Annotated in this window: 18 protein-coding genes and 1 pseudogene; 8 read left to right on the forward strand and 11 right to left on the reverse strand. The window is 58.6% G+C overall.

The annotated features are described in order from the left end of the window. Positions 1 to 8 precede the first annotated feature (8 nt). From wecB to IEX44_RS08805, 7 genes and pseudogenes are all read right to left on the reverse strand, one after another. Positions 9 to 1,103 (reverse strand): non-hydrolyzing UDP-N-acetylglucosamine 2-epimerase, encoded by a 1,095-nt coding sequence (gene wecB / locus IEX44_RS08775; protein WP_188691928.1) that lies wholly within the window; start codon positions 1,101 to 1,103, stop codon positions 9 to 11. Between the two features lie 372 nt (positions 1,104 to 1,475). Beyond that, positions 1,476 to 2,531: an OmpA family protein gene (locus IEX44_RS08780; RefSeq protein ID WP_188691930.1), complete on the reverse strand. Its 1,056-nt coding sequence runs from the start codon at positions 2,529 to 2,531 to the stop codon at positions 1,476 to 1,478. Between the two features lie 129 nt (positions 2,532 to 2,660). Further along, positions 2,661 to 2,813, reverse strand: a complete 153-nt coding sequence (locus IEX44_RS08785) for a hypothetical protein (RefSeq protein WP_188691932.1) — start codon at positions 2,811 to 2,813, stop codon at positions 2,661 to 2,663. Between the two features lie 130 nt (positions 2,814 to 2,943). After that, positions 2,944 to 3,504, reverse strand: coding sequence for a hypothetical protein (locus tag IEX44_RS08790; RefSeq protein ID WP_188691935.1), 561 nt, complete (start codon positions 3,502 to 3,504; stop codon positions 2,944 to 2,946). 5 nt (positions 3,505 to 3,509) lie between these two features. Then, a pseudogene (locus tag IEX44_RS21310) lies at positions 3,510 to 3,776 on the reverse strand (methyl-accepting chemotaxis protein); the annotation flags it as partial. Positions 3,777 to 4,306: 530 nt separating this feature from the next. Beyond that, positions 4,307 to 4,672: a response regulator gene (locus IEX44_RS08800; protein WP_188691937.1), complete on the reverse strand. Its 366-nt coding sequence runs from the start codon at positions 4,670 to 4,672 to the stop codon at positions 4,307 to 4,309. 46 nt (positions 4,673 to 4,718) lie between these two features. Then, positions 4,719 to 7,091 carry a HAMP domain-containing protein gene (locus IEX44_RS08805; RefSeq protein WP_188691940.1) on the reverse strand — a complete coding sequence of 791 codons (2,373 nt, stop codon included), beginning with the start codon at positions 7,089 to 7,091 and terminating at the stop codon, positions 4,719 to 4,721. Between the two features lie 460 nt (positions 7,092 to 7,551). On the opposite strand from IEX44_RS08805, the gene IEX44_RS08810 reads away from it, so the two are divergent. Next, positions 7,552 to 8,175: a putative metalloprotease CJM1_0395 family protein gene (locus IEX44_RS08810; RefSeq protein ID WP_229678845.1), complete on the forward strand. Its 624-nt coding sequence runs from the start codon at positions 7,552 to 7,554 to the stop codon at positions 8,173 to 8,175. 7 nt (positions 8,176 to 8,182) lie between these two features. Here IEX44_RS08810 and IEX44_RS08815 read toward each other — a convergent pair whose 3' ends face one another. After that, entirely contained in the window at positions 8,183 to 8,887 is a 705-nt protein-coding gene (locus tag IEX44_RS08815) for a glutamine amidotransferase (protein WP_188691945.1), read from the reverse strand. Between the two features lie 150 nt (positions 8,888 to 9,037). On the opposite strand from IEX44_RS08815, the gene dinB reads away from it, so the two are divergent. Then, positions 9,038 to 10,093 (forward strand): DNA polymerase IV, encoded by a 1,056-nt coding sequence (dinB, locus tag IEX44_RS08820; protein WP_188691948.1) that lies wholly within the window; start codon positions 9,038 to 9,040, stop codon positions 10,091 to 10,093. 10 nt (positions 10,094 to 10,103) lie between these two features. Here dinB and IEX44_RS08825 read toward each other — a convergent pair whose 3' ends face one another. Together IEX44_RS08825 and IEX44_RS08830 are read right to left on the reverse strand one after the other, a co-directional pair. Next, positions 10,104 to 11,228, reverse strand: a complete 1,125-nt coding sequence (locus IEX44_RS08825; RefSeq protein WP_188691951.1) for a YbdK family carboxylate-amine ligase — start codon at positions 11,226 to 11,228, stop codon at positions 10,104 to 10,106. A 98-nt stretch (positions 11,229 to 11,326) separates the two neighbouring features. After that, complete coding sequence (locus tag IEX44_RS08830) at positions 11,327 to 12,529, reverse strand: cation:proton antiporter (protein ID WP_188691954.1); 1,203 nt, start codon at positions 12,527 to 12,529, stop codon at positions 11,327 to 11,329. 316 nt (positions 12,530 to 12,845) lie between these two features. Here IEX44_RS08830 and IEX44_RS08835 point away from each other — a divergent pair, with 316 nt between their 5' ends. The 6 genes from IEX44_RS08835 to IEX44_RS08860 all read left to right on the forward strand — a co-directional run bounded on the left by IEX44_RS08835 (position 12,846) and on the right by IEX44_RS08860 (position 18,169). Next, a complete protein-coding gene (locus IEX44_RS08835) occupies positions 12,846 to 14,273 on the forward strand; it encodes a sensor histidine kinase (RefSeq protein ID WP_188691957.1) in 1,428 nt (475 codons plus the stop codon). Further along, on the forward strand, positions 14,260 to 14,826 hold the full coding sequence (locus tag IEX44_RS08840) for a hypothetical protein (protein WP_188691959.1): 567 nt from the start codon (positions 14,260 to 14,262) through the stop codon (positions 14,824 to 14,826). The genes IEX44_RS08835 and IEX44_RS08840 overlap by 14 nt, the downstream gene beginning before the upstream one ends. A gap of 2 nt (positions 14,827 to 14,828) precedes the next feature. After that, positions 14,829 to 16,193 (forward strand): sigma 54-interacting transcriptional regulator, encoded by a 1,365-nt coding sequence (locus tag IEX44_RS08845; protein ID WP_229678847.1) that lies wholly within the window; start codon positions 14,829 to 14,831, stop codon positions 16,191 to 16,193. Between the two features lie 250 nt (positions 16,194 to 16,443). Further along, complete coding sequence (locus IEX44_RS08850; protein ID WP_188691962.1) at positions 16,444 to 16,590, forward strand: hypothetical protein; 147 nt, start codon at positions 16,444 to 16,446, stop codon at positions 16,588 to 16,590. A 212-nt stretch (positions 16,591 to 16,802) separates the two neighbouring features. Then, positions 16,803 to 17,447 (forward strand): 4'-phosphopantetheinyl transferase family protein, encoded by a 645-nt coding sequence (locus tag IEX44_RS08855; protein WP_188691965.1) that lies wholly within the window; start codon positions 16,803 to 16,805, stop codon positions 17,445 to 17,447. Continuing rightward, entirely contained in the window at positions 17,444 to 18,169 is a 726-nt protein-coding gene (locus tag IEX44_RS08860; RefSeq protein WP_188691968.1) for a GNAT family N-acetyltransferase, read from the forward strand. The genes IEX44_RS08855 and IEX44_RS08860 overlap by 4 nt, the downstream gene beginning before the upstream one ends. 3 nt (positions 18,170 to 18,172) lie before the next feature. Here IEX44_RS08860 and serA read toward each other — a convergent pair whose 3' ends face one another. Beyond that, a complete protein-coding gene (serA, locus tag IEX44_RS08865) occupies positions 18,173 to 19,402 on the reverse strand; it encodes a phosphoglycerate dehydrogenase (RefSeq protein WP_188691969.1) in 1,230 nt (409 codons plus the stop codon). Between the last annotated feature and the right edge of the window lie 158 nt (positions 19,403 to 19,560).

The raw sequence follows: 19,560 nt of genomic DNA on the forward strand, positions 1-19,560 counted from the left end.
CCCAAAGCTCAGATCAGGTCGCGTTCCAGAGTCTTCATGATGCGTTCGCAGGCCTTGCCATCACCAAACGGATTGCCTGCGCGGGCCATGGCTTGCCAGGTGGCGTGGTTCTGCCAGAGCTCCTCGACGGTATCGACCACCTTGTCGCGTTGGGTGCCCACCAGCCGTGCACATCCGGCTTCCAGGGCTTCCGGGCGCTCGGTTTCTTCGCGCAACACCAGAAGTGGCACGCCAAAGGTGGGCGCTTCTTCTTGCAAACCGCCTGAGTCAGTCAGCACTAACCAGGCGTCGGCCAGCGCTTGTTGCATCTCAAGGTAATCGAGCGGGTTGACCAGCGTGACGTTGGGGACATGATCCAGGATAGCGTGCACGGGCTGTTGCACGACCGGGTTCAAGTGAACCGGAAACAAGATCTGGAGCTCGGGGTGGCGTTGGGCAATGGTCGCGATGGCATAGCAGACCTCGTTGATGTCGTGGCCCCAGTTTTCACGGCGGTGCGTGGTGACCAGTAAATGCCCGCGGCCCTCAATCTTGCGGCCTATTCCCCGGTTGGCGATGACCCAGTTCTGCGCATCGACCACGGTGTTGCCGGTCAGCGTGATGAGTTTGTCGGCAATATTCTCTTTGAGTAATGCCTCACGGGCGCGCTCGGTTGGCGGGAAATGAAACCGTGCCAGGCGGCCGATCATTTGCCGCAGGATTTCCTCCGGGAACGGTCGCTCCGGGTTATAGGTGCGCAGGCCAGCTTCAACGTGAGCGACCGGGACGTGGTGATAAAACGCGGTCAATGCGCCCAGGAAGGCGCTTTCCGTATCACCCTGCACCACGGCCAGCGACCAGGGCTCTTGCATGACTTGTTCAAGCTGGGCCCGACAACCGATGGAGAACTCGGCCAGCGTACTGCCGCGCCGCGCGAGGCTGATATCCGGCTTGATATCAAAGCAGGCCAGGATCTGGTCCGCCATATCGCCATGCTGACCAGTATGCAACCACTGCACCCGTGTATCCGGGCGTGCTTTGAGCGCGTGGTAGAGCGGGGCCAGCTTGATGATTTCGGGTCGGGTGCCGGAAATAAGCAGCAGGTTTCGAGCGGAGGTTCCCATAGGAATATTCCTAAAAATTACCTGCCCATATGAAACCGCTAATCCGTCAGTGAACCTAGTTAAATAGGTGATATTTGACCTGGCAACTATTGTCTGTACATTTTCGAGTATTAGTAGACGGTTCTATTGCGCGGCGATTCCGGCCTGGCAGGCGAAGAGAGGAGCGGTGCGCGCGACGAATTGACTGTTTCATAAAATCTGCCGTCATCTCGAATACAGCACGCGCGCGTCATTTACAAACTAGATGTCAGATTGCAAAGCAGCAAGGCGTGGCGTTGTATCAAAAAGGGGGTGGTGCAAAGCGGGCAGCACTGATACATATAAAAAAACCGGGCACGAAGGCCCGGTTTCTGGAACGCTTTGCAAGCGCGCTCAGTTACAGCGCTGTGAGGTTTCGTTTTTGTTGAAACGAATTTCCACACGACGGTTTTGTGCACGGCCTGCTTCAGTCGCATTGTCGGCAACCGGTTGCTCAGGGCCGTAGCCCGCAGCGGTAATACGGCTGGCATCCACGCCGTGGCTGACCAGATATTGTTTGACGGCCACAGCACGTGCTTGCGAAAGCTTCTGGTTCAGCTTCAGGCTGCCACGGTTATCGGTAAAGCCTGCAACTTCAAAACGGACATCCGGCCTGGCTTTGGCGGCATCCACAATCGTATTGAGCTTGCCGTAAGCGCCCGGCTTGATTTTGGCCGAGGCCGTCGTGAAGCTGGCGCCGTCAATACGCACTGGCGTGGTGGTGGAGACATCGTGACAGACCGGCGCAACCGCTTTGGTTTCAGCAACCTTGACTGCGGGCTCGGTGTGAACCACCGCTGGCGCCACTGCTGCAACGGCGACTGGCGCGGCCATTGCTGTCTCGCGGACACCGAAGTAGTAATTCAGGCCCAGTGTGAAATTGTTATTGGTCAGTTTGCTGCCGTAATCATCTTTGGCCCGGGCCATGGTCCACTCGCCGGTCAAACCCAGATTCGGTGTCAGCTTGTATTCAACACCCAGGCCTGCATGCAGACCGCCAACCCGGCCCTCGACATCACCGCTGGGATCGGTCCAGGCGTAACCCACCTTGGCGTACGGCATCAGTTTGTCAAACTGCATGCCCAGTTTCAGGTCGGCACCGTAAACCTGGCTACCGAAATGAGCGTAGTAATCCGGGTATTGTTTGAAATCGTGGTCGGTTTTGCCGTTGTAGTCGTAGAAGGCATCCACGCCCAGAATGATGTCCCGGGCGATTTCGGCGTTGTAACCGGCTTCCAGACCACCCGTCGCTGTGGCTTCCTGAGTCGTATCCAGTGTATTGCCAGTCAGACGGGACAAATTCACGCCGGCTTTGCCACCTGCATAGAAACCGGTGAAATCATCGGCACAAAAACCTTGTGCACTGGCCAGCGTGGCTGCAACGGCCAGCGCGAAAGCGGTTTTCTTCATTGTTCATCCCTGCTGCGTTACGTTGAAAACGCCGGATGATGCAAGGATCAACGAAGTGCAACTATAAGATTTGCCTGCAAAATGGGGTGATCTGGGTCATATGTATGGTCTTTTGAGTGCGGTTGCAACTCACGGCTGCTTTGGCGGGGTGTCATTGTCAGGCGTAGCGCAAACCAGCCAGGCAAATGCGTCCGGATTGCGAACCTCAAAAGCGGTGTAGTCGTCGCTGGCCTCCGGGACGCCGGACAAAGGAAGGTCAGCTTGTTCGGGTAACGGGTTCATGATCGGATTTCCCAAGGGCAAAAGAGTGTGCGCAAATCATGCCGCCTGGCTTTGCTTGCGCACACGGTCGGATTACACAAATTAGGATGTGGCCGATTGTAAATTTGCCGTGTGAAGGCGTGAGTGCAACTCAGAACAACTCCAGTTCGCCCGCACTGGTATCTTCTTCCACCGTGACCGGGGCGACAAAATCCACCTGTGCGGAGTGATCCGGGCAAAAGCACAGCGTGAGGCCGAACTGCATGTCATTGTTGACGGATACCGCCAAAGACACGACCTCTGCCGGTTTGATACCGGAGAGGTAATCGCGGCAATTGCGTTCCAGCACAAAGGGCGTCGACATCCCCACGTGGCGAAAGCCGGTACAGAGGTTGCGATTGACCGCGCCACAGATCATGTTGACCAGTTCTGAGCAGGCATCGTGCAACGCTTGCCCATCCAGTTGAAGAGACGAACTTCGGCCAAGACGAGCCATATGCGCGCAACTGGCGTCATCAGTACCGAAATCAAACACTGCCACAATTCGAAACAGATAAGACGAGATATTCAGTACAACAAGGTGGCCCGCACCTGCAGTCGTGATATTGGCGCGTTCAATGCGGACATCGTCCTCTGGCCGGCTGCGGCTGTGCTCGACAAGGGCGTTTTCAAAGAGCTGGCTGATCGCCGCGATGGCACCGGGAGTGAACATGGTGCTTAACCCGCCGTTGCCATAGCCGCGTCGATCTTCGCTGCGGCGGCGCGCAGCCCGAATACGGCGTTGCGAATCATATTGCCGCTGGCCTGCATGTCCTGAAAGGTGGTGGTCGTGATCAGGTCGTTCTTGTGCAGGTTTTGCTGGTATTGGCGAGCGACATCAGCACTGGTCAGCGCCAGATTGCGCACGCCATCGGCCACGACCGCAAAGCCGCGGCCGTGCTCGCCCGCACGGGCCGCTTCAATGGCCGCGTTCAGGGCCAGCATGACTACGTTTTTGACGATGCGGGCGAATTCTTCGTTCTGGCTTTTGAGTTCGCGGTTGTTGACCAGGATCACCTGTAACTCGTCGTGCCAGCGTTCCACCACCTGCACAATGCCCAGCAAAGATTCAATGTCCTGGCGCAGTAGTGCGTGTTCTTCGGCCAGCGTCGCATTCAGTTGTGCAGCACGCTCAGTCTGCTGCTGGTGCAGCTGGTCAATGGCACGCTGGTGAGATGCGGTTTCACGATCCATCCAGTCACGCTGGTTGGCGCTGTGCTCGGCAGCAGTCTCATCAAGTGCCCGTTGCAGCTCGTCTACTTGTTGTTGCCAGTGGCGCTGCTGCCGGGCGACATCGTCGGCGCTGGGGCGGCTTGCCAGTTCGGCAATCCGGCGATCCTGTGCGCGTTGTAGCAGATCAAAGTCTTGCTGGCGCTGGCGGGCGCGCCAACCCATGACGCCCGCGCCCATGATGGCGCCCACTATCCAGAAGACCGCGTAAAACCAGATTTCCATGTGTATCCCAGGCCCTGCGCTTAGCTTGCCAGCTTCTTGAAGGTGGCGACGACAGAGGCGCCATTGAATGGCTTGACGATCCAGCCCTTGATACCGGCAGCCTTGCCGCGCTCTTTCATGACCGGGCTGTTTTCCGTGGTCAGCATGATGATGTTCACCGCGCTGTTGTTCAGTTCACCACGGATTTTCTCGGCCATGGTCAGGCCATCCATATTGGGCATGTTGACGTCGCTGACTACCAGTTTGATGCCGCTGTCGGCGCGCAGCTTGTCCAGGCCATCTTTACCATCCACGGCGACGGTGACGGTCATGCCGCTGGCTTTGAGAAACTCGCTGACTTCGGTGCGGACAGTGCTCGAATCGTCCACGATCAATACTTGTGCCATGTAAAAACTCCAGATGATCAGTAGTAAAAAAGGGTAAGGGCGCGGGTCAGACGGGGACCGATTCGCGCTCGGGCGGGCGTGACAACGGGGCGTCGATCTGCACCACAAAGCTCTCAGGCAAGGTCACCACGGTGGCAAACTGGCGGAATGGGGCGCCTTCGCTTTGGTCGGTAAAGCGAATGGCAATATCGCCGTGTTCGCGCTTGATGAAATCGCGCACGGCATCCATGCCCACGCCACGACCCGAAATTTCGGTCACGGTTTGCGCAGTCGAGAAACCTGGCAGGAAGATCAACCGGGCGGTGTCTTCATCGCTCAGCATGGTATCGGGGGCGATCAACCCCTTGCGGGCGGCGATCTCTTTGATCTTGCCCAGTGCCAGGCCACGACCGTCGTCTTCCAGCGTGATGTGCAGCTTGCCAGCCTGCACAGTAACGCCGACCGCCAGTGTCCCGGTCGCCGGTTTGCCCAGCGCCAGGCGGGTATCAGGGCCTTCCAGACCATGGTCGAGCGCATTGCGCATCAAGTGCATGAACACATTCTTCAACAGATAACCCGCATGGGCTGGCATGACGTAGCCCTCGTCGGCGTAAACCACCAGCGGTGCAGCTTTTTCCAGTTCGTGCGCCAGGTCCGGGAGAGAGTCGGTCACGCTCGACAGCATGTGCGGCAGCGTTTCTGTACCCAGCAAACGCAGGGTCTTGCGCACGGCGTCGCGAGCGGCAATCAATTCATGCAGGTTATTGGTGTTGACGTGTTCCAGGCGGTGCAGGGTGTCCTGAATCTGGGTCTTGTCGACCATCACGTAGCGGTCCTGCGCTGGCGCGGCCTGGCCGGAGCCCTTGCGGCCCAGGCTGACTTCATTAATGCGGGCGTAGTGCGTTACCGCCGTGCGCACTGCAGCCAGTTCCACCAGCAGTTGTTGTTGATCCCACACAATGGCTGGTTGCGGTTGGCGCAGGGCATCGTAGCTTTGCTCGACCTCGTGCACCACGCTGGTCAGGTGGTTCAAACCATAAGTACGGGCGTTACCTTTAATGGTGTGCATATTGCGGAACAACTGATCAACCACCGCAATCTGGCGCTCTGCACTTTCCCGGATCAGGATCTCGTTATCGTCGACAAAACGCAGCGTGCCGATGATGAAGTCGTGGAACTTGTCCTGGCGTACGGCGAGTACTTCGCCAATCATTTCCAGTTCGCGGCGCTGGTCGCTGGCCTCCAGTGCCAGCTTGCGCAGTTCTGTCACGTCGCGCACGCACAGCATCATGCGGGCGGTCATGCCGTGTTCGTCGGTGATGGGTGACCAGTTCAGATCCAGCACCTTCACCCGGCCATCAGCCATGGTCTTTTCGACTTCGCCCACCATCAGGTGCTGGTTGAACTCGAAGTTCATCACGTCTTCGTCGATACAAGCGCCCCACACGGCGTCGACCTGGGCGAGCGCATCGGCCGACAGGTTGGTATTACTGAAAACGACCTCCATGACATCGCGGCCGGCAATGTGTTCGGTCTCAAGGATGGTCGCCAGATAAGCCGAATATTCCGGGTGGATGATGCTGCCACTTTGCACCGTCAGAATGCCTTGAGGCATGTGTTGCAGCATGGACTGGATGTCGGCGGTCTTTTGGCGCAGCAGTACAGAACTGGTCTGGATTTGCTCGATCATGACGTTGAACGCCACCATGGAGTGGCCAATCTCATCCTTGCGATCTGCCGGCAGTCGCTGGCTGAAATCCTGGCTGGCTGCAATATCCGACATCATCGTCTGCATCTGGCCGATGGGGCGGGCAATCTGGCGATACAACAAGATGCCGATCGCGGTCAGGATGATGACCATCGCCAATGTCACACCACTGATGGTGCTGACGGTGCGCGCCAGGTTATGGTTCAACGCGCTGATCGCGGCATCTTTGCTGCGGTTTTTCTCAACCCGCAGCGTTTGCACAATCTGTTCCAGTTCGCCTTGATACTGCGCCACGCTGGCGAACAGGGTCGCGGCAGCGATTTCTTGCTGGCCGGATTGCTTGAAATTCCGGGTGTCTTCAATGGCCGAGAAGTAGTTGGCCATACTTTGCCGGGCTTGTTGCACCAGCTTTGTCTGCGTTTCCGAACTGGCTTCGCGCTGCTGCTGTTGCAAGCTTTGGTTCAATGCAGACTGCTGTTGTTTGAGTACCTCTGCGGCTTGTGCGGCAGTGTTGTCATCGGGCGCGAACACCAAAGACATTGTGGTTTGCTGGACATCCTTGAGTCGCGCCATCAAATCGGCAGAGGCCAGCGTGCTGGGCACGACGCCCTCGGTGACAAGGCGGACCTCCTTCGCGTTAGCGCGGGATTGCAGCACTGCATAACCGCCAATGGCGGCAATGGCCGCAAAAGTCAGCATGACAAGCAGGATAATGCGTTGCCGGATGGTCATCTTACTCACCTTTTTGGTGTTTGCTTACAAACGATAGGTTCTGCAAACGCGCGCCTTGCATGCCATTCATCCGGATGTCCGGCTAGGTTAGGTGCCGGTTTGATCAGAAAATCTGTTTGTTTATGCGGGAAAAATCAGCGTGGTCTGCAGTGTGTTCGGTCCAGCCTGTCAGAGGACAGGCGGTAAACAGGCCTGCATATTAGTAGATGGTTATGAATGAATTATTGAGAAGTGCTTTCTTGTATTTATGATAATGCTGACAAGTTTTGTTTTATTTCGGCGGGAGGGCGCGGTGGGAGCGCGCAGAACGCATCAGGAAAGGTCGTGAGCAATTCGGCCAGCGCGAGCCATGCTGCGGCGCGCGGCCGCATATCGCCCAACGCTTGCCGGGCTGAACTCATCAGTAAGAAAATGGCCTTAATACAATCACTTGTATCTTCTTGTCGCAGCCATGGTTGCCGTGAACAGCTCAGTTGCCAGTACGCTGGTGCGCGCTGCCGCGCAAACGGGTACGGCTGTCCAGCAATCGGGCAACAATACCCAGCAACAAAGTGACAATCAGACCACTCGCCAGACCGGCCAGAACGCCAGTTCATCCACCAGCACGTCCACCAGCAATGGCAGCAACCCCGGCAATGCCAGTGCCCCCCGTGGTACCGATGGCAAACCACTGACGCTGCAGCAGCAGCAGCAAGTCGACAAGCTGGTAAAAATCGACAAAGACACGCGTACGCATGAGCAAGCTCACCTTGCCGCTGCGGGTGGATTAGCCGTCGGTGGCCCCAACTACAATCTAACCACCGGCCCGGACGGCAAGCAGTACGCCAACGGAGGCGATGTCCAGATTGACGTGAGCGAAGGCCGCACGCCAGAAGAAACCGTGCGCAAGGCGCGTATTATCCAGGCCGCCGCCCTGGCGCCGGTGGATCCCTCTGCGCAGGATTTGTCGGTCGCCGCGCAAGCGAGCGCCATGGAAGCCAAGGCGCAAGCGCAGATCGCGCAACGTTCACCCCAGAGCGCTCAGGTGGCGGGTGCCTACCAGCCAGAACTGCCTTCGGTGTCTTCGTTTTCTGCCGTGGCCTGAAACCGCGTTACAGCGCCGCGAGCCACGCACGCCAGAATTGCGCCGCAGCTTGCGTCAACACCGGTGCATGGAGCTGGCTGGTTTGTCGCAAGCCAGAGACATTGATCCCGGCATGGGCCAGTTCGCTGGCATGGCCGACATACCAGCGTTCCAGCCCGGCGGCGGAGACTTCCGGATGGAACTGCAAGCCCAATGCCCAGTTGCCCAAGGAAAAAGCCTGATTGGGGTACTGATCGGTCGCCGCCAGGTGACTGGCACCGACTGGCAGATCAAACGTATCACCGTGCCAATGCAGCACGGGCACGGGAGGCTGCAACAGATGCGCGATGGCCGGACAATCTGCACTCTGTGCCGCTGCGTGTAGCGGTTTCCAGCCGATCTCCTTGCCGTCTGTTCCGGGATACACCCGCGCACCCAGTGCCGCGGCCATCAGTTGCGAACCCAGGCAAATGCCCAGTGTCGGGCGCTGGGCAGCCAGGCGCGTTCGCAATAGCGCGGTTTCCTGCGTGAGAAAGGGGAAGTCATGTTGCTCATACACCCCGATTGGCCCACCCAGCACCACGATCAGATCCCACGCGAGCGGGTCGATCCAGCCCAAAGTGGCGGTTGCAGCATCACAGTGCTCAATGGCATAACCCGCGCGTTGCAGTTCTGGCTCTAGTGAGCCGGCATCTTCGAATGCAACGTGCTGGATGATCAGGGCTGTTTTCATGGCGAATCCGTTATCTGGCTGGATATTGCGTTGCAGCAAACGTGGCTATTCAAGCACATTGGCACGGGAACGCCAATCGCCAGCCGGTTCTTGAGTGCCATATAGAACGATCGTACAATATCGCCATTCTGACCACTCAGCCTTGCCGCCATGCAGCGCAAGATCATCCACATTGATTGCGATTGTTTTTACGCATCGGTTGAAATGCGTGATAACCCGGCGCTGCGCGATGTACCCCTCGCCATAGGTGGGGCCGCGGATCAGCGTGGCGTAGTGGCGACGTGCAACTATCCGGCGCGCAAGTTTGGTATTCATTCGGCCATGGCAACCGCCACGGCGCTCAAACGTTGCCCCGATCTCGTGTTGGTTCCACCGCGGTTTGATCGCTATCGGGAAGCCTCGCGGGCGGTGCATCGTATCTTTGCCGACTTTACAGACAGTATCGAACCCCTTTCGCTGGATGAGGCCTATCTGGATGTCACCGGTTCTGCGCACTTTCAGGGCAGTGCGACGCTGATCGCGCAGGAAATCCGGCGCCGCATCGAGGCCGAGGTGGGCATTACTGCCAGTGCCGGTATTGCGGCCAACAAGCTGCTGGCCAAGATCGCCAGTGACTGGAACAAACCCAACGGCCAGTTTGTAGTGCGACCGGAGCAAGTGACCGGGTTCATCCGTGATTTGCCGGTAGCCAAACTGTGGGGTGTAGGCAAGGTGACGGCGGCCAGAATCAATAGCATGGGCGCGATCACCTGCGCCGATTTGCAAACGTGGCCGCTGGAAAAACTGGTGGCCACCTTTGGCAAGTTTGGTGCTTCGCTACACAAGCAGTGCCGCGGGCTGGATGATCGCCCGGTCCAGCGCGATGGCCGGCGCAAATCGCTCTCGGTGGAGTACACCTACAACCAGGACTTGCCCGACCTGGCGGCCTGCATGGAAAAACTGCCTGCTTTGCTGGAAGACTTTGGCCGCCGCTTTGCGCGCAGCGGGGGCGATGAACCGCCGCACAAAAGTTTTGTGAAGATCAAGTATCACGACTTCACACAGACCACCATGGAGTGCGTTTGTCATCAACCCAGTGCGGAGATTTTTGCCCAGTTGCTGGCGCAAGCCTGGCCACGTGGCGGCAAGCCCGTGCGTTTGCTGGGTATCGGCGTGCGCTATGCCGACAACCCGCAGACCGGGCCTATGAGTTTGTCTTTGCTATAGCCCGCGCGGCCTAGCTGGCCGGGGTCATCCAGCGTTTTGCCTGGAGCCGGACCACATCGTTGATGGATTGCTCTTTCTCAAGCGTGTGGCGTAACCAGCGTGTGTCAGAGCCGTTTTCTTCGATTTCCCGTTGCAGCACTTTCAGCCCGGCTTGCCCTTGCAGTTGTTCGGCATAAGGCATCACACGCTGCAAGGTGGCCAGAATATCGCTGCCAATATCTGTGTGACGACCGGTGTACGGGTCGATCAGATTGCCTTGTGCGCCAAAACGGCAGGCCTGAAAGCGATTGTAGGTGTAGAGCTCATACACGTCAGATGAAGGTTGGTGCGGGCGTTCCGTCAGGTAGTACTGGCCCAGAGCCTGTGCATAGGCCGCCAGGGCGGCGGCTTTTTCTACCGTCAGCGGCGTGTCGCAGATGCGCAGTTCCACCGTGCCATAGCCTGGCTTGGGGCGGATATCCCAGTAAAAGTCCTTCATGCTGCCGACCACGCCGAACTGCTTCATGCGCTCAAAAAAAGCCCGAAACTCGGCCCAGCTCTGCACGAAGGGCATGTGGCCGGATAACGGAAAAGCGTTGATCGCGTTCAGGCGCGCCGAGTGAAAAGCGGTGTCTTCTGCCTGAGAGAACGGCGATGAACCGGAGAGCACAATGAAATGCGGGATGTGGCGTGACAGCATATGCACCAGATAGACGGCGTCGTCTCCATTGGGGCAGCCCAGATGCACGTGCTGGCCAAACACCACGAATTGTTTGGCGAGATAACCATATAACTCGGACAGCTGGTGAAAGCGCGGCATGTCGAAAATACGTTGCTCGCTCCACTGGTGAAACGCATGGGTGCCACCGCCGGCTACGGCCAGATTCAGCTTGCCACATTGCCGGCTGACTTCATCTCTGAGGGCTTTGAGCTCCAGCAACAACTCGTCATAGCGGTGATGGATGGATGAATTAAGCTCGATCATGCTTTGCGCAATTTCGGGCTTGATCAAGTCTTTATACGGTGTTTTGCCGAGCAATCGCAGCAGATCAGGGGCGCCGCGGGTCAGGTTGTAGTCCCGGGTGTTGAGTACCTGAAGCTCCAGTTCCACCCCCATGGACATATGGGGCGAGGATTGAAAGTCCATCTCGTCCATCTTGCTCCTCCAGGCACCCTGACCGGGCACACGCATCATTTCATGCTGGCTGTGTTGGATCGCTAACCTGTGTGTTTCGTTCCGCCAGTTGCCGTTTCTCAGGTCTGGCGGGTTTCGCGCGCCATGCGTAATGCCAGTTGTGTGGTGATTGGGCCGATCAGCTCCAGCAAAGCCACGGAACCCAGCACGATGGCCCGCAGTGTTTCGCCAAACTGGGGGTACAACCGCGCCACATCTTCAGCAAGGACTAACGCCGTGCCCGACACGGGCAACAAAACAAGGCCCAGCCACGCTGATTTCTGAACCCCAAGGCCTGAGAACGGTGCGATCAGCAACACGCCAAGAAACTTGCCGGCAAAACGCGCCAGCGTATAGACCAGGGCGGCCAGTCCGCCCAGCATCAGCGTATGCCAGGACAAGCTGGCGCCGGCAATCACAAACAACACAGCGAGGAACAACGAAGCGTAGCGGCCGACATCCACCGCCGCGACGCGGTGTTCGTGATCCATATTCTTGATGAACACACCAAACACCAGCAGCGTGATCAGCACTGAAAAATGCAGCACGGACGCAAAACCAATGGCCGTCAGTACCATGCCCAGTACAATCGCCAGCCGGCTGTCGCTTGTCTTGCTGGTCAGACCGGCAAGCCACAAGGTGCTGCGGGCACCGATGAAACCCAGCACAATCGATCCCGCTACTACCCACAACGGATGCAACAAGGCCAACCGCAGTGGCGCACCCTGATCCAGATGCAAAAACGCCAGCAGCATCGACACCGTGATAAACGCGATCACGCCGTTGGCAGCCACCAGGTTCATGGCGCGATCGGTCAGTTGGCCTTCGGCGTGAGTGTCACGGGTGATCATCCACAACACGGCAGGTGAGGTTGAAATACCGATGGCTGCCGCCATGCCTGCCAGCAGTGGGGGCTGGCCCAGATAAAGCAGCGCACCGAAGGCAAGCGCAAAACCGAGGATGCTTTCAGTGATGCAACTGACTGCAAGCCAGCGATCTTGCCGCCACCATTTAAAATCCAGCCGCTGGCCGAACTCGAACAACACGACGCCCAATGCGATATCCAGCAATGGGCGCAACTTGAGCACGGTGGCGCTGTCGATGATATCCAGACCACTGTTGCCCAGCAGCATGCCCACCAGCGTAAAACCGGTTACGCGCGGCAACAGGCCGGATTTATGCACGGCACCGCCAGCAACAAACGCGGCGACCAGCAAAATGCCGAAAAGAGCGACTACATTGAATTCAAAGGGAAAGGATGGCAGAAAATCCAGATCTTGCATGCCAGGCTCCACGGTTGGATTCGGGCCGGGTTGGGCTCCAGGATGCCGGGCAGTTACCACGCCGGCAGGAACAAAGAGACGGATTGCCAATGAGGCAGTGCCGTGAGATCAGACAAGGTAGACGGGCAGCTTTTGGTGCGCCCGGAGTTTTACGATTAAAGAACAAAAAACGGGCCGGTGTCGCGCAGTTTTTGCGTCAGATGCCGCGTGCGGACAGTGCAGAACTGGCGCAAAGCCAGGCGGGGCGGAGCTTGACGGCGGGTGAATGCGCCGGTGCAAAACAGTATGCCAGGGCATCCCTGGCGGAGCCTTGTTCATGCTGAAACTGTTTCCGCAATCGCTGGGATTCTGGTCCGTCACCTTGTTTTTGACCACGGTGGCCCTCTTGGGTGCGACCTCGGTCAACGCACTGTGGATGATGGAAAGTCTGGGGCGCCAGAGCCGCACCGCTGCGCAAAGTGCGGCCACGCTGACCGAGCAGGCCCAGCGTCTGCAAGAACGTACGCTCACCATGGAGCGCAGCGCCCGGCAGTTTCTGATCCTGAACGACACCAGTTTCCGTGATCGCTATATGGATGCCTGGAAAGAAGCCCAGTCTGCGCTACGGGCAGTGAAGGCGAATTCAGGCTTGCACCAGCCGGTGTTCAACGAATGGCTGGATACCTCCGAGACCGCAGGCGCGGTGCTGGCGCGCTCGTTTGATGAAGCCGAGAAACAGCAGCGCTTTCTGTTTGCCCAACTTGCGCATCTGCGTGAACTCAATGACGAGATCGCCCAGGATGTGCGCATTGGCATTGCCAATCGTAATGACAACTTTCTGCACGAACTGGACCGTCAGCGCACCTTGCTGATGTGGCAATTGATCGCCGTGGGTGGCATTGCAGTCGTATTGATCGTGGCTTGGCACTTGGGTTTTGCGCGGCCATTGCGCCGGGTGGTGGATGCCATTCATCAGTTGGGTGAGAACCGCCTGGCCGATCCTGTCGTCATTGCAGGGCCAGGGGACTTGCGCCAACTCGGTGTGCAACTGGACTGGTTGCGCCGGCGACTGTTGTCGTCAGACGAAGAAAAAACCAGGGTGCTGCACCATGTGTCGCATGAACTCAAAACGCCACTGGCCGCCTTGCGTGAAGGTGTGGCGCTGCTGGACGAAGGCATTATCGGGCCACTGGAACCACGCCAGCGCGAGATCACCGGCATACTGCAGCAAAACGTGCTGACCTTGCAGGCGCGGATTGAAGACTTGCTGCGCTATCAGACCATTGCCTGGCAGGCCCGCCGGCTGACCCGCGTGGCGGTCGATGTGCGAGAAGTGCTTGAAAACACGGTGGCAGACCAGAAACTGCAATGGCAAGCGCGCAATCTCGAGGTGACCATCACCGGCCCCAACGCGGTGATCACCGCAGATGGCGAGAAACTGGCCATGGTGGTGGGTAACTTGCTCTCCAACGCCATTCGCTTCAGTCCGGAAGGTGGGACCGTGGCGCTCTCCTGCATGCAGGCCGATGGCAGCACCATTATCGAATGCGCGGACGATGGGCCGGGGATTCCGGCCTCTGAGGCCGCGCGCATCTTTGAGCCGTTTTACCGGGGCGGAGGCCAGCCAGCCGTCGCATCACCCGGACACGGTATTGGATTATCCATTGTGCGCGAGCTTGTCGAAGCGCATGGTGGCGTCGTTGAACTTGTCGCTGCGGGCCCGGGTGCCCGCTTCAGGATTACATTACCCGATGAATCGCATTAATCCCCGTTCTTTTGCTCCGTTGGCGCTGCTGTTTGCGGTGTGCCTGCTGGGTGGGTGCGCGCAGGGCTGGGGCCTTCGGCATGCGCCGCCGCCTGTCGTGACGCCGACCCCGACACCGACTCCCGAGCCGCCACCACCGCCGCCTGATCCGGTCCGCTTGCTGATCGACTTTTACAGCTTTACCCGAGCCATGCCCGCCGCTGAATTGACCAAGCGTGCGGGGGAGTTCGCCAACGGCGTGCAAACGCCGGAAACGATGCTCAAACAGGCGATCTTGCTCTCGCAAACCCGCAACCCGCCGGATCTGGCCCGCGCCATCAGCCTGGCCGACAACACTGCACGCACCGATAACCCCTTACGCGGCGCGGCGCAGATGCTGAGCCAGCAATGGAATGATCGGCGCCGGCTGGAAGATCAACTGGATAAACAAACCGCAGCGACCAAAGAAGCGCAGCGGCGGGCGGACCAGATCAAGACGCAACTGGACGCACTCAAGAATATCGAGAAAGACATGGCCGGCGACAAAGCATCTGCGCCGGCCCGCAAGGAATAACCATGGAAAAGCCACACCTTCTGTTTGTGGATGATGACGCCGACATGCTGCGGCTGATGGCATTGCGTTTGCAGGCTGGCGGTTACCGCGCCACGACTGTGGCTTCGGCCGAACAAGCGCTGGCCCAGATTGCGGTGGAATGCCCGCAACTGGTGATCAGTGATGTGCGCCTGCCCGGTCAGGATGGCATGGCGCTGTTTGAGGAAATCCGTCAGCGCCATCCGGGTTTGCCGGTGATCCTGCTGACCGCGCACGGCACGATTCCGGATGCCGTAGAAGCCATGCAGCGCGGCGTGTTCTGTTATCTGACCAAACCGTTTGACGCCCATGTGCTGCTGGAGAAAATCGCCCAGGCACTTAATCTGACGTCCTCGGCGGGCAGTGCGCAGCAGCAGGCGGGCGAGGACTGGCGGGGCGGCCTGATCAGCCGTAGCCAGATCATGGAAGAACTGTTGGGTGAGGCACGTCTTGTGGCCGCCAGCGATGCCAGCGTCCTGATCCAGGGGGAGAGTGGTAGCGGCAAGGAAGTGCTGGCGCGCGCGCTGCACCGGGCCAGCCCGCGCGGTCGTGGGCCGTTTGTGGCGGTGAACTGCGGGGCGATTCCAGAGCAACTGCTGGAGTCCGAACTTTTCGGCCATATCAAGGGCGCCTTTACCGGCGCGCTGGCCAATCACCGCGGGCTGTTTCAGGCAGCCAACGGCGGCACGCTCCTGCTGGATGAAATTGGTGATATGCCTTTGCCGCTGCAGGTGAAACTGCTACGTGTGCTGCAAGAAAAGGCCGTACGCCCGGTCGGTGCGAGCGAGGCCGTGGCGGTCGACGTGCGCATTATCTCTGCCACGCACCGTGATCTGGATGCCGCCATTGCCGCGGGTCAGTTTCGCGAGGACCTCTACTATCGCCTCAACGTGGTGTCGTTGACGCTGCCGCCCCTGTCGGCGCGGCGCGAGGATATCCCGCTACTGGCCAACCATTTCCTCACCCAGATTGCCACACGCTACAGCAAGTCGGTGACTGGCTATGCGCCAGATGCCATGGAGGCGCTGGTGTCCGCGGCGTGGCCAGGCAATGTGCGCCAGTTGTACAACGTGGTCGAACAGGTTTGCGCGCTGGCTACCGCGCCGATTATTCCGCTGTCGCTGGTTCAACGCGCCTTGCGGCTGCCAGCGCAGGGGATTCTCAACTACAACGATGCAAAGTCCCGTTTTGAACGTGATTACCTCACCCAGCTTTTGAAAGTGGCCGATGGCAATGTCACGGATGCCGCACGCATTGCGGGTCGCAACCGTACCGAGTTCTATCGCCTGTTGCAAAAACATGGCCTGAACCCCGGGTTATTCAGGCAAGGCGGAGAGGGCGTCGCTTGATAGCGACAACCATATTGCGCTGCAACGTCCGTCAAACCTGGCGTTGCCGGGTTTGACAGTCAGATGGCGTCGTGATTTCACGACGTTTTACCTTGATTTTCGGTGTCCATTGACACCGATTTCAAACCTCTTCCTCGCAAATCCTTGATATTGCTGGCTTTTGCAAAGCTGGCACGACCCTTGCATTAACTCCATCACCTCCCAGAGATTTTTGAGGTTTTTTGTTTTAACCACTGGAAAGGAGTACACGATGCAAATCCGTAAAACTCTCGTGAATGTCGCGCTGATCGCTGGTACCGTTTTGCTGGGCGCAGGTGCCTATGCTGCTGGTACTTCCGGTACCTCTACCGGGGCGGATAATCCGCCGGCCAGCTCGCCACAGAGTCTGACCCGTTAAGGCTCATCTCCCGTGACCGACTGACCCTGCGCTGGCCACCGCAATGGTGGCTGGCGTGGGTCTGACGATGGGTGCTACCCCCCCCCAGCACCCACGTAAGCCCGCCCCATCTGGGGTGGGCCTCTTTTTTTATGCGCCCCAGGTAAACGCGAAACGACGCTGAACAGGTGCCTGAAGTCCAGGCGCGTCGGGCTGCGTGTAAACTGCCAGCCATGCCTGTTGTCACCATCGCCCTTTTTCAGGACTCCCACACCCTGTCCCATGACGCTTTGTTGGCGTTGCCATGGTCAGCCGCGACGCGCGCGCGTCTGGCTGAGATCAGTCATGTTCCGCGACAGCGACAACTCATGCTGGGGCGTGTACTGCTGCTCGATACCGCACGCCAGCTGGCTGGCCCAACGCTAGGCCTGGCTGATCTGGTCGAGCGCGACGAAGCCAGTCCATGTTTTGCGGGCTGGCCGACCTTGGCCGTATCCATTTCACATACCGCGAACTGGCTGGGCGTGGCCGTTGCACATGGGGCTGGACTGCAGTTGGGGCTGGATGTGGAACAAGCACGCCCACGCAAGATTCTGGCTCTGGCGCGGCACGCCTGCGATGAGGCTGATCTGGCCTGGGTTGCGGCGGCAGATGACGATACCCGCGGTGATCGCTTCTACCGACTGTGGACACTGCGTGAGGCGGCCTACAAAGGTGGATTGCGCCAACATGTTTATGGTGCACCGCCAATGCATGGTTATGTCACCGAACCGCAGCCGGACCACCACAGCGGCGTGCTCCCTGAAAATCTCTATTGGGCGGTGAGTTGCAATCAACCGGTTGATATCCATTTTGCGTGGCCGGAGCTTTCACTGTGAACGCCGCGCAAGAATCGATTGCTTATCCCGATCCCAGCGCGCTGACGGTGCTGGATTTATCGGCGCTGCGTTTTCGGCAGGCCTCTGCCGCAGATGCCGGGTTGCTGGCACCGTTAATCCACGAGGCGGCGCAGACGGAATTTGCCTGGTTGTTTGAGGCACCCGCCGCGGAAACCGTTGCCTTTCTGCAGCATGCACTGGCTGAACCGATGGGCCATTTCTCCTGGCAGCACTTGCGAGTGGCTACCCTGGCGGACCAGCCCGTGGCCGTCATGGGGGTGCAGGATGGGCGCGGCGGATTATTGAATGGCCCTTATCTGGCCATGCAGCTGATGCAGTACTTTGGCTGGCGCCAAACCGCGGGCATCTTGCGGCGTGGACTGGTTCTGCAACGCGAAGTGCCGGTGCCGCAACCAGACCAGACCTTGATTGCCCATTGCGCCACGGCCCCCAGATGGCGGCGGCAAGGGGTGTTCGGGGCGCTGTTTCAGGATGCATTGGGGCGGGGCTTGATTCCGGTACGCAAGGGGCAGGACATCATTCTGGATGTACTGGCCAGCAACATCAGCGCCATGGCGCTTTACCGCAAACTGGGTTTTGTGACGATCAGCACCCGTCCCTTTGCAGCGGCCGGGGTGCCAGACCACCTGTTTGCGCGGCGGATGCGCTATCGGGGCGCACCCGGCAACGGCGCATCGCTGGCCGTCACCGGTCAACGATAAGATTCAGAACAGTACCCGGAAACGGATCGTCCCTTCCACGCCCGCCAGTTTCTTGAGTGCGGTATCGCTGTAGTCAGAGTCTACGTCGATGACCACATAGCCGATCTCGGCATTGGTTTGCAGATACTGCGCGGCAATGTTGATCTTGTCGGCAGACAGCACGCTGTTGATGGCGGAGAGCACACCCGGGATATTGCGGTGAATGTGCAGCACACGGCGCTTGCTGGCTTGCTGTGGCAAAGCCACTTCCGGGAAGTTGACCGACGACGTGGTCGTGCCGTTATCGCTGTACTTCACCAGCTTTTCAGCGACTTCCACTCCGATATTGGCCTGTGCCTCGACGGTTGACCCCCCGATATGCGGGGTCAGGATCACATTATCGAACTGGCGCAGCGGCGAGGCGAACTCTTCCTTGTTGTCTTTGGGCTCGACCGGGAACACATCGATCGCGGCGCCGGCCAGATGTTTGCTTTCAATTGCCGCAGCGAGCGCATCAATGTCCACGACCGTACCGCGGGCAGCGTTGATCAGCACGGCGCCCGGTTTCATGGCAGCCAGTTGTGCTGCGCCCATCATGTTTTTGGTCGAGGCTGTTTCGGGTACGTGCAGCGTCACAATGTCTGAGTGCGCCAGCAAGGTATGCAGATCAGCCACCTGTTGCGCATTGCCCAGTGGCAGTTTGGATGACGTATCAAAAAACGCGACGCGCATGCCCAGAGCTTCGGCCAGGACTGACAACTGCGAGCCAATCGCCCCGTAACCGATGATCCCCAACTGTTTGCCGCGCACTTCATATGACGCACTGGCCGATTTGATCCAGCCACCACGGTGACAACTGGCGTTTTTCTCCGGAATACCCCGCAATAACAAAATGGCCTCAGCCAGTACCAGTTCTGCGACCGAGCGCGTATTGGAATACGGCGCATTGAATACGGCCACCCCCAATTTTTGCGCAGCGATGAGATCTACCTGATTGGTGCCAATGCAGAAACAACCTACTGCGACCAGTTTCTGCGCGGATTCCAGCACGTCGGCCGTGAGCTGCGTACGAGAGCGAATGCCGACAAAGTGGGCATCGGCAATTTTCTGTTTGAGTTCATCGCCACTGAGTGCACCGGGCAAGGCTTCAATATTGGTGTAACCAGCAGCTTTGAATGCATCGATTGCGCTCTGGTGAACACCCTCCAGCAGGAGGATGCGGATCTTGTCTTTTTCCAGAGAAGTTTTGCTCATGAAGTCTCACCTTGGATGGGCTGTGAACGCGCGGCTGCGCTCAGGAAAACCTGAAATCAAACGGACTATCCAGATGAGGATGGGGCCACCCTGGCATCAGACAAGTGCCCACCCATGACAATAAATACCGATTAGCAGTCTGCCTGCGTGTTTAGCAG

This window comes from Silvimonas amylolytica (assembly GCF_014645555.1).
GTDB classification, from domain to species: Bacteria; Pseudomonadota; Gammaproteobacteria; order Burkholderiales; family Chitinibacteraceae; genus Silvimonas; species Silvimonas amylolytica.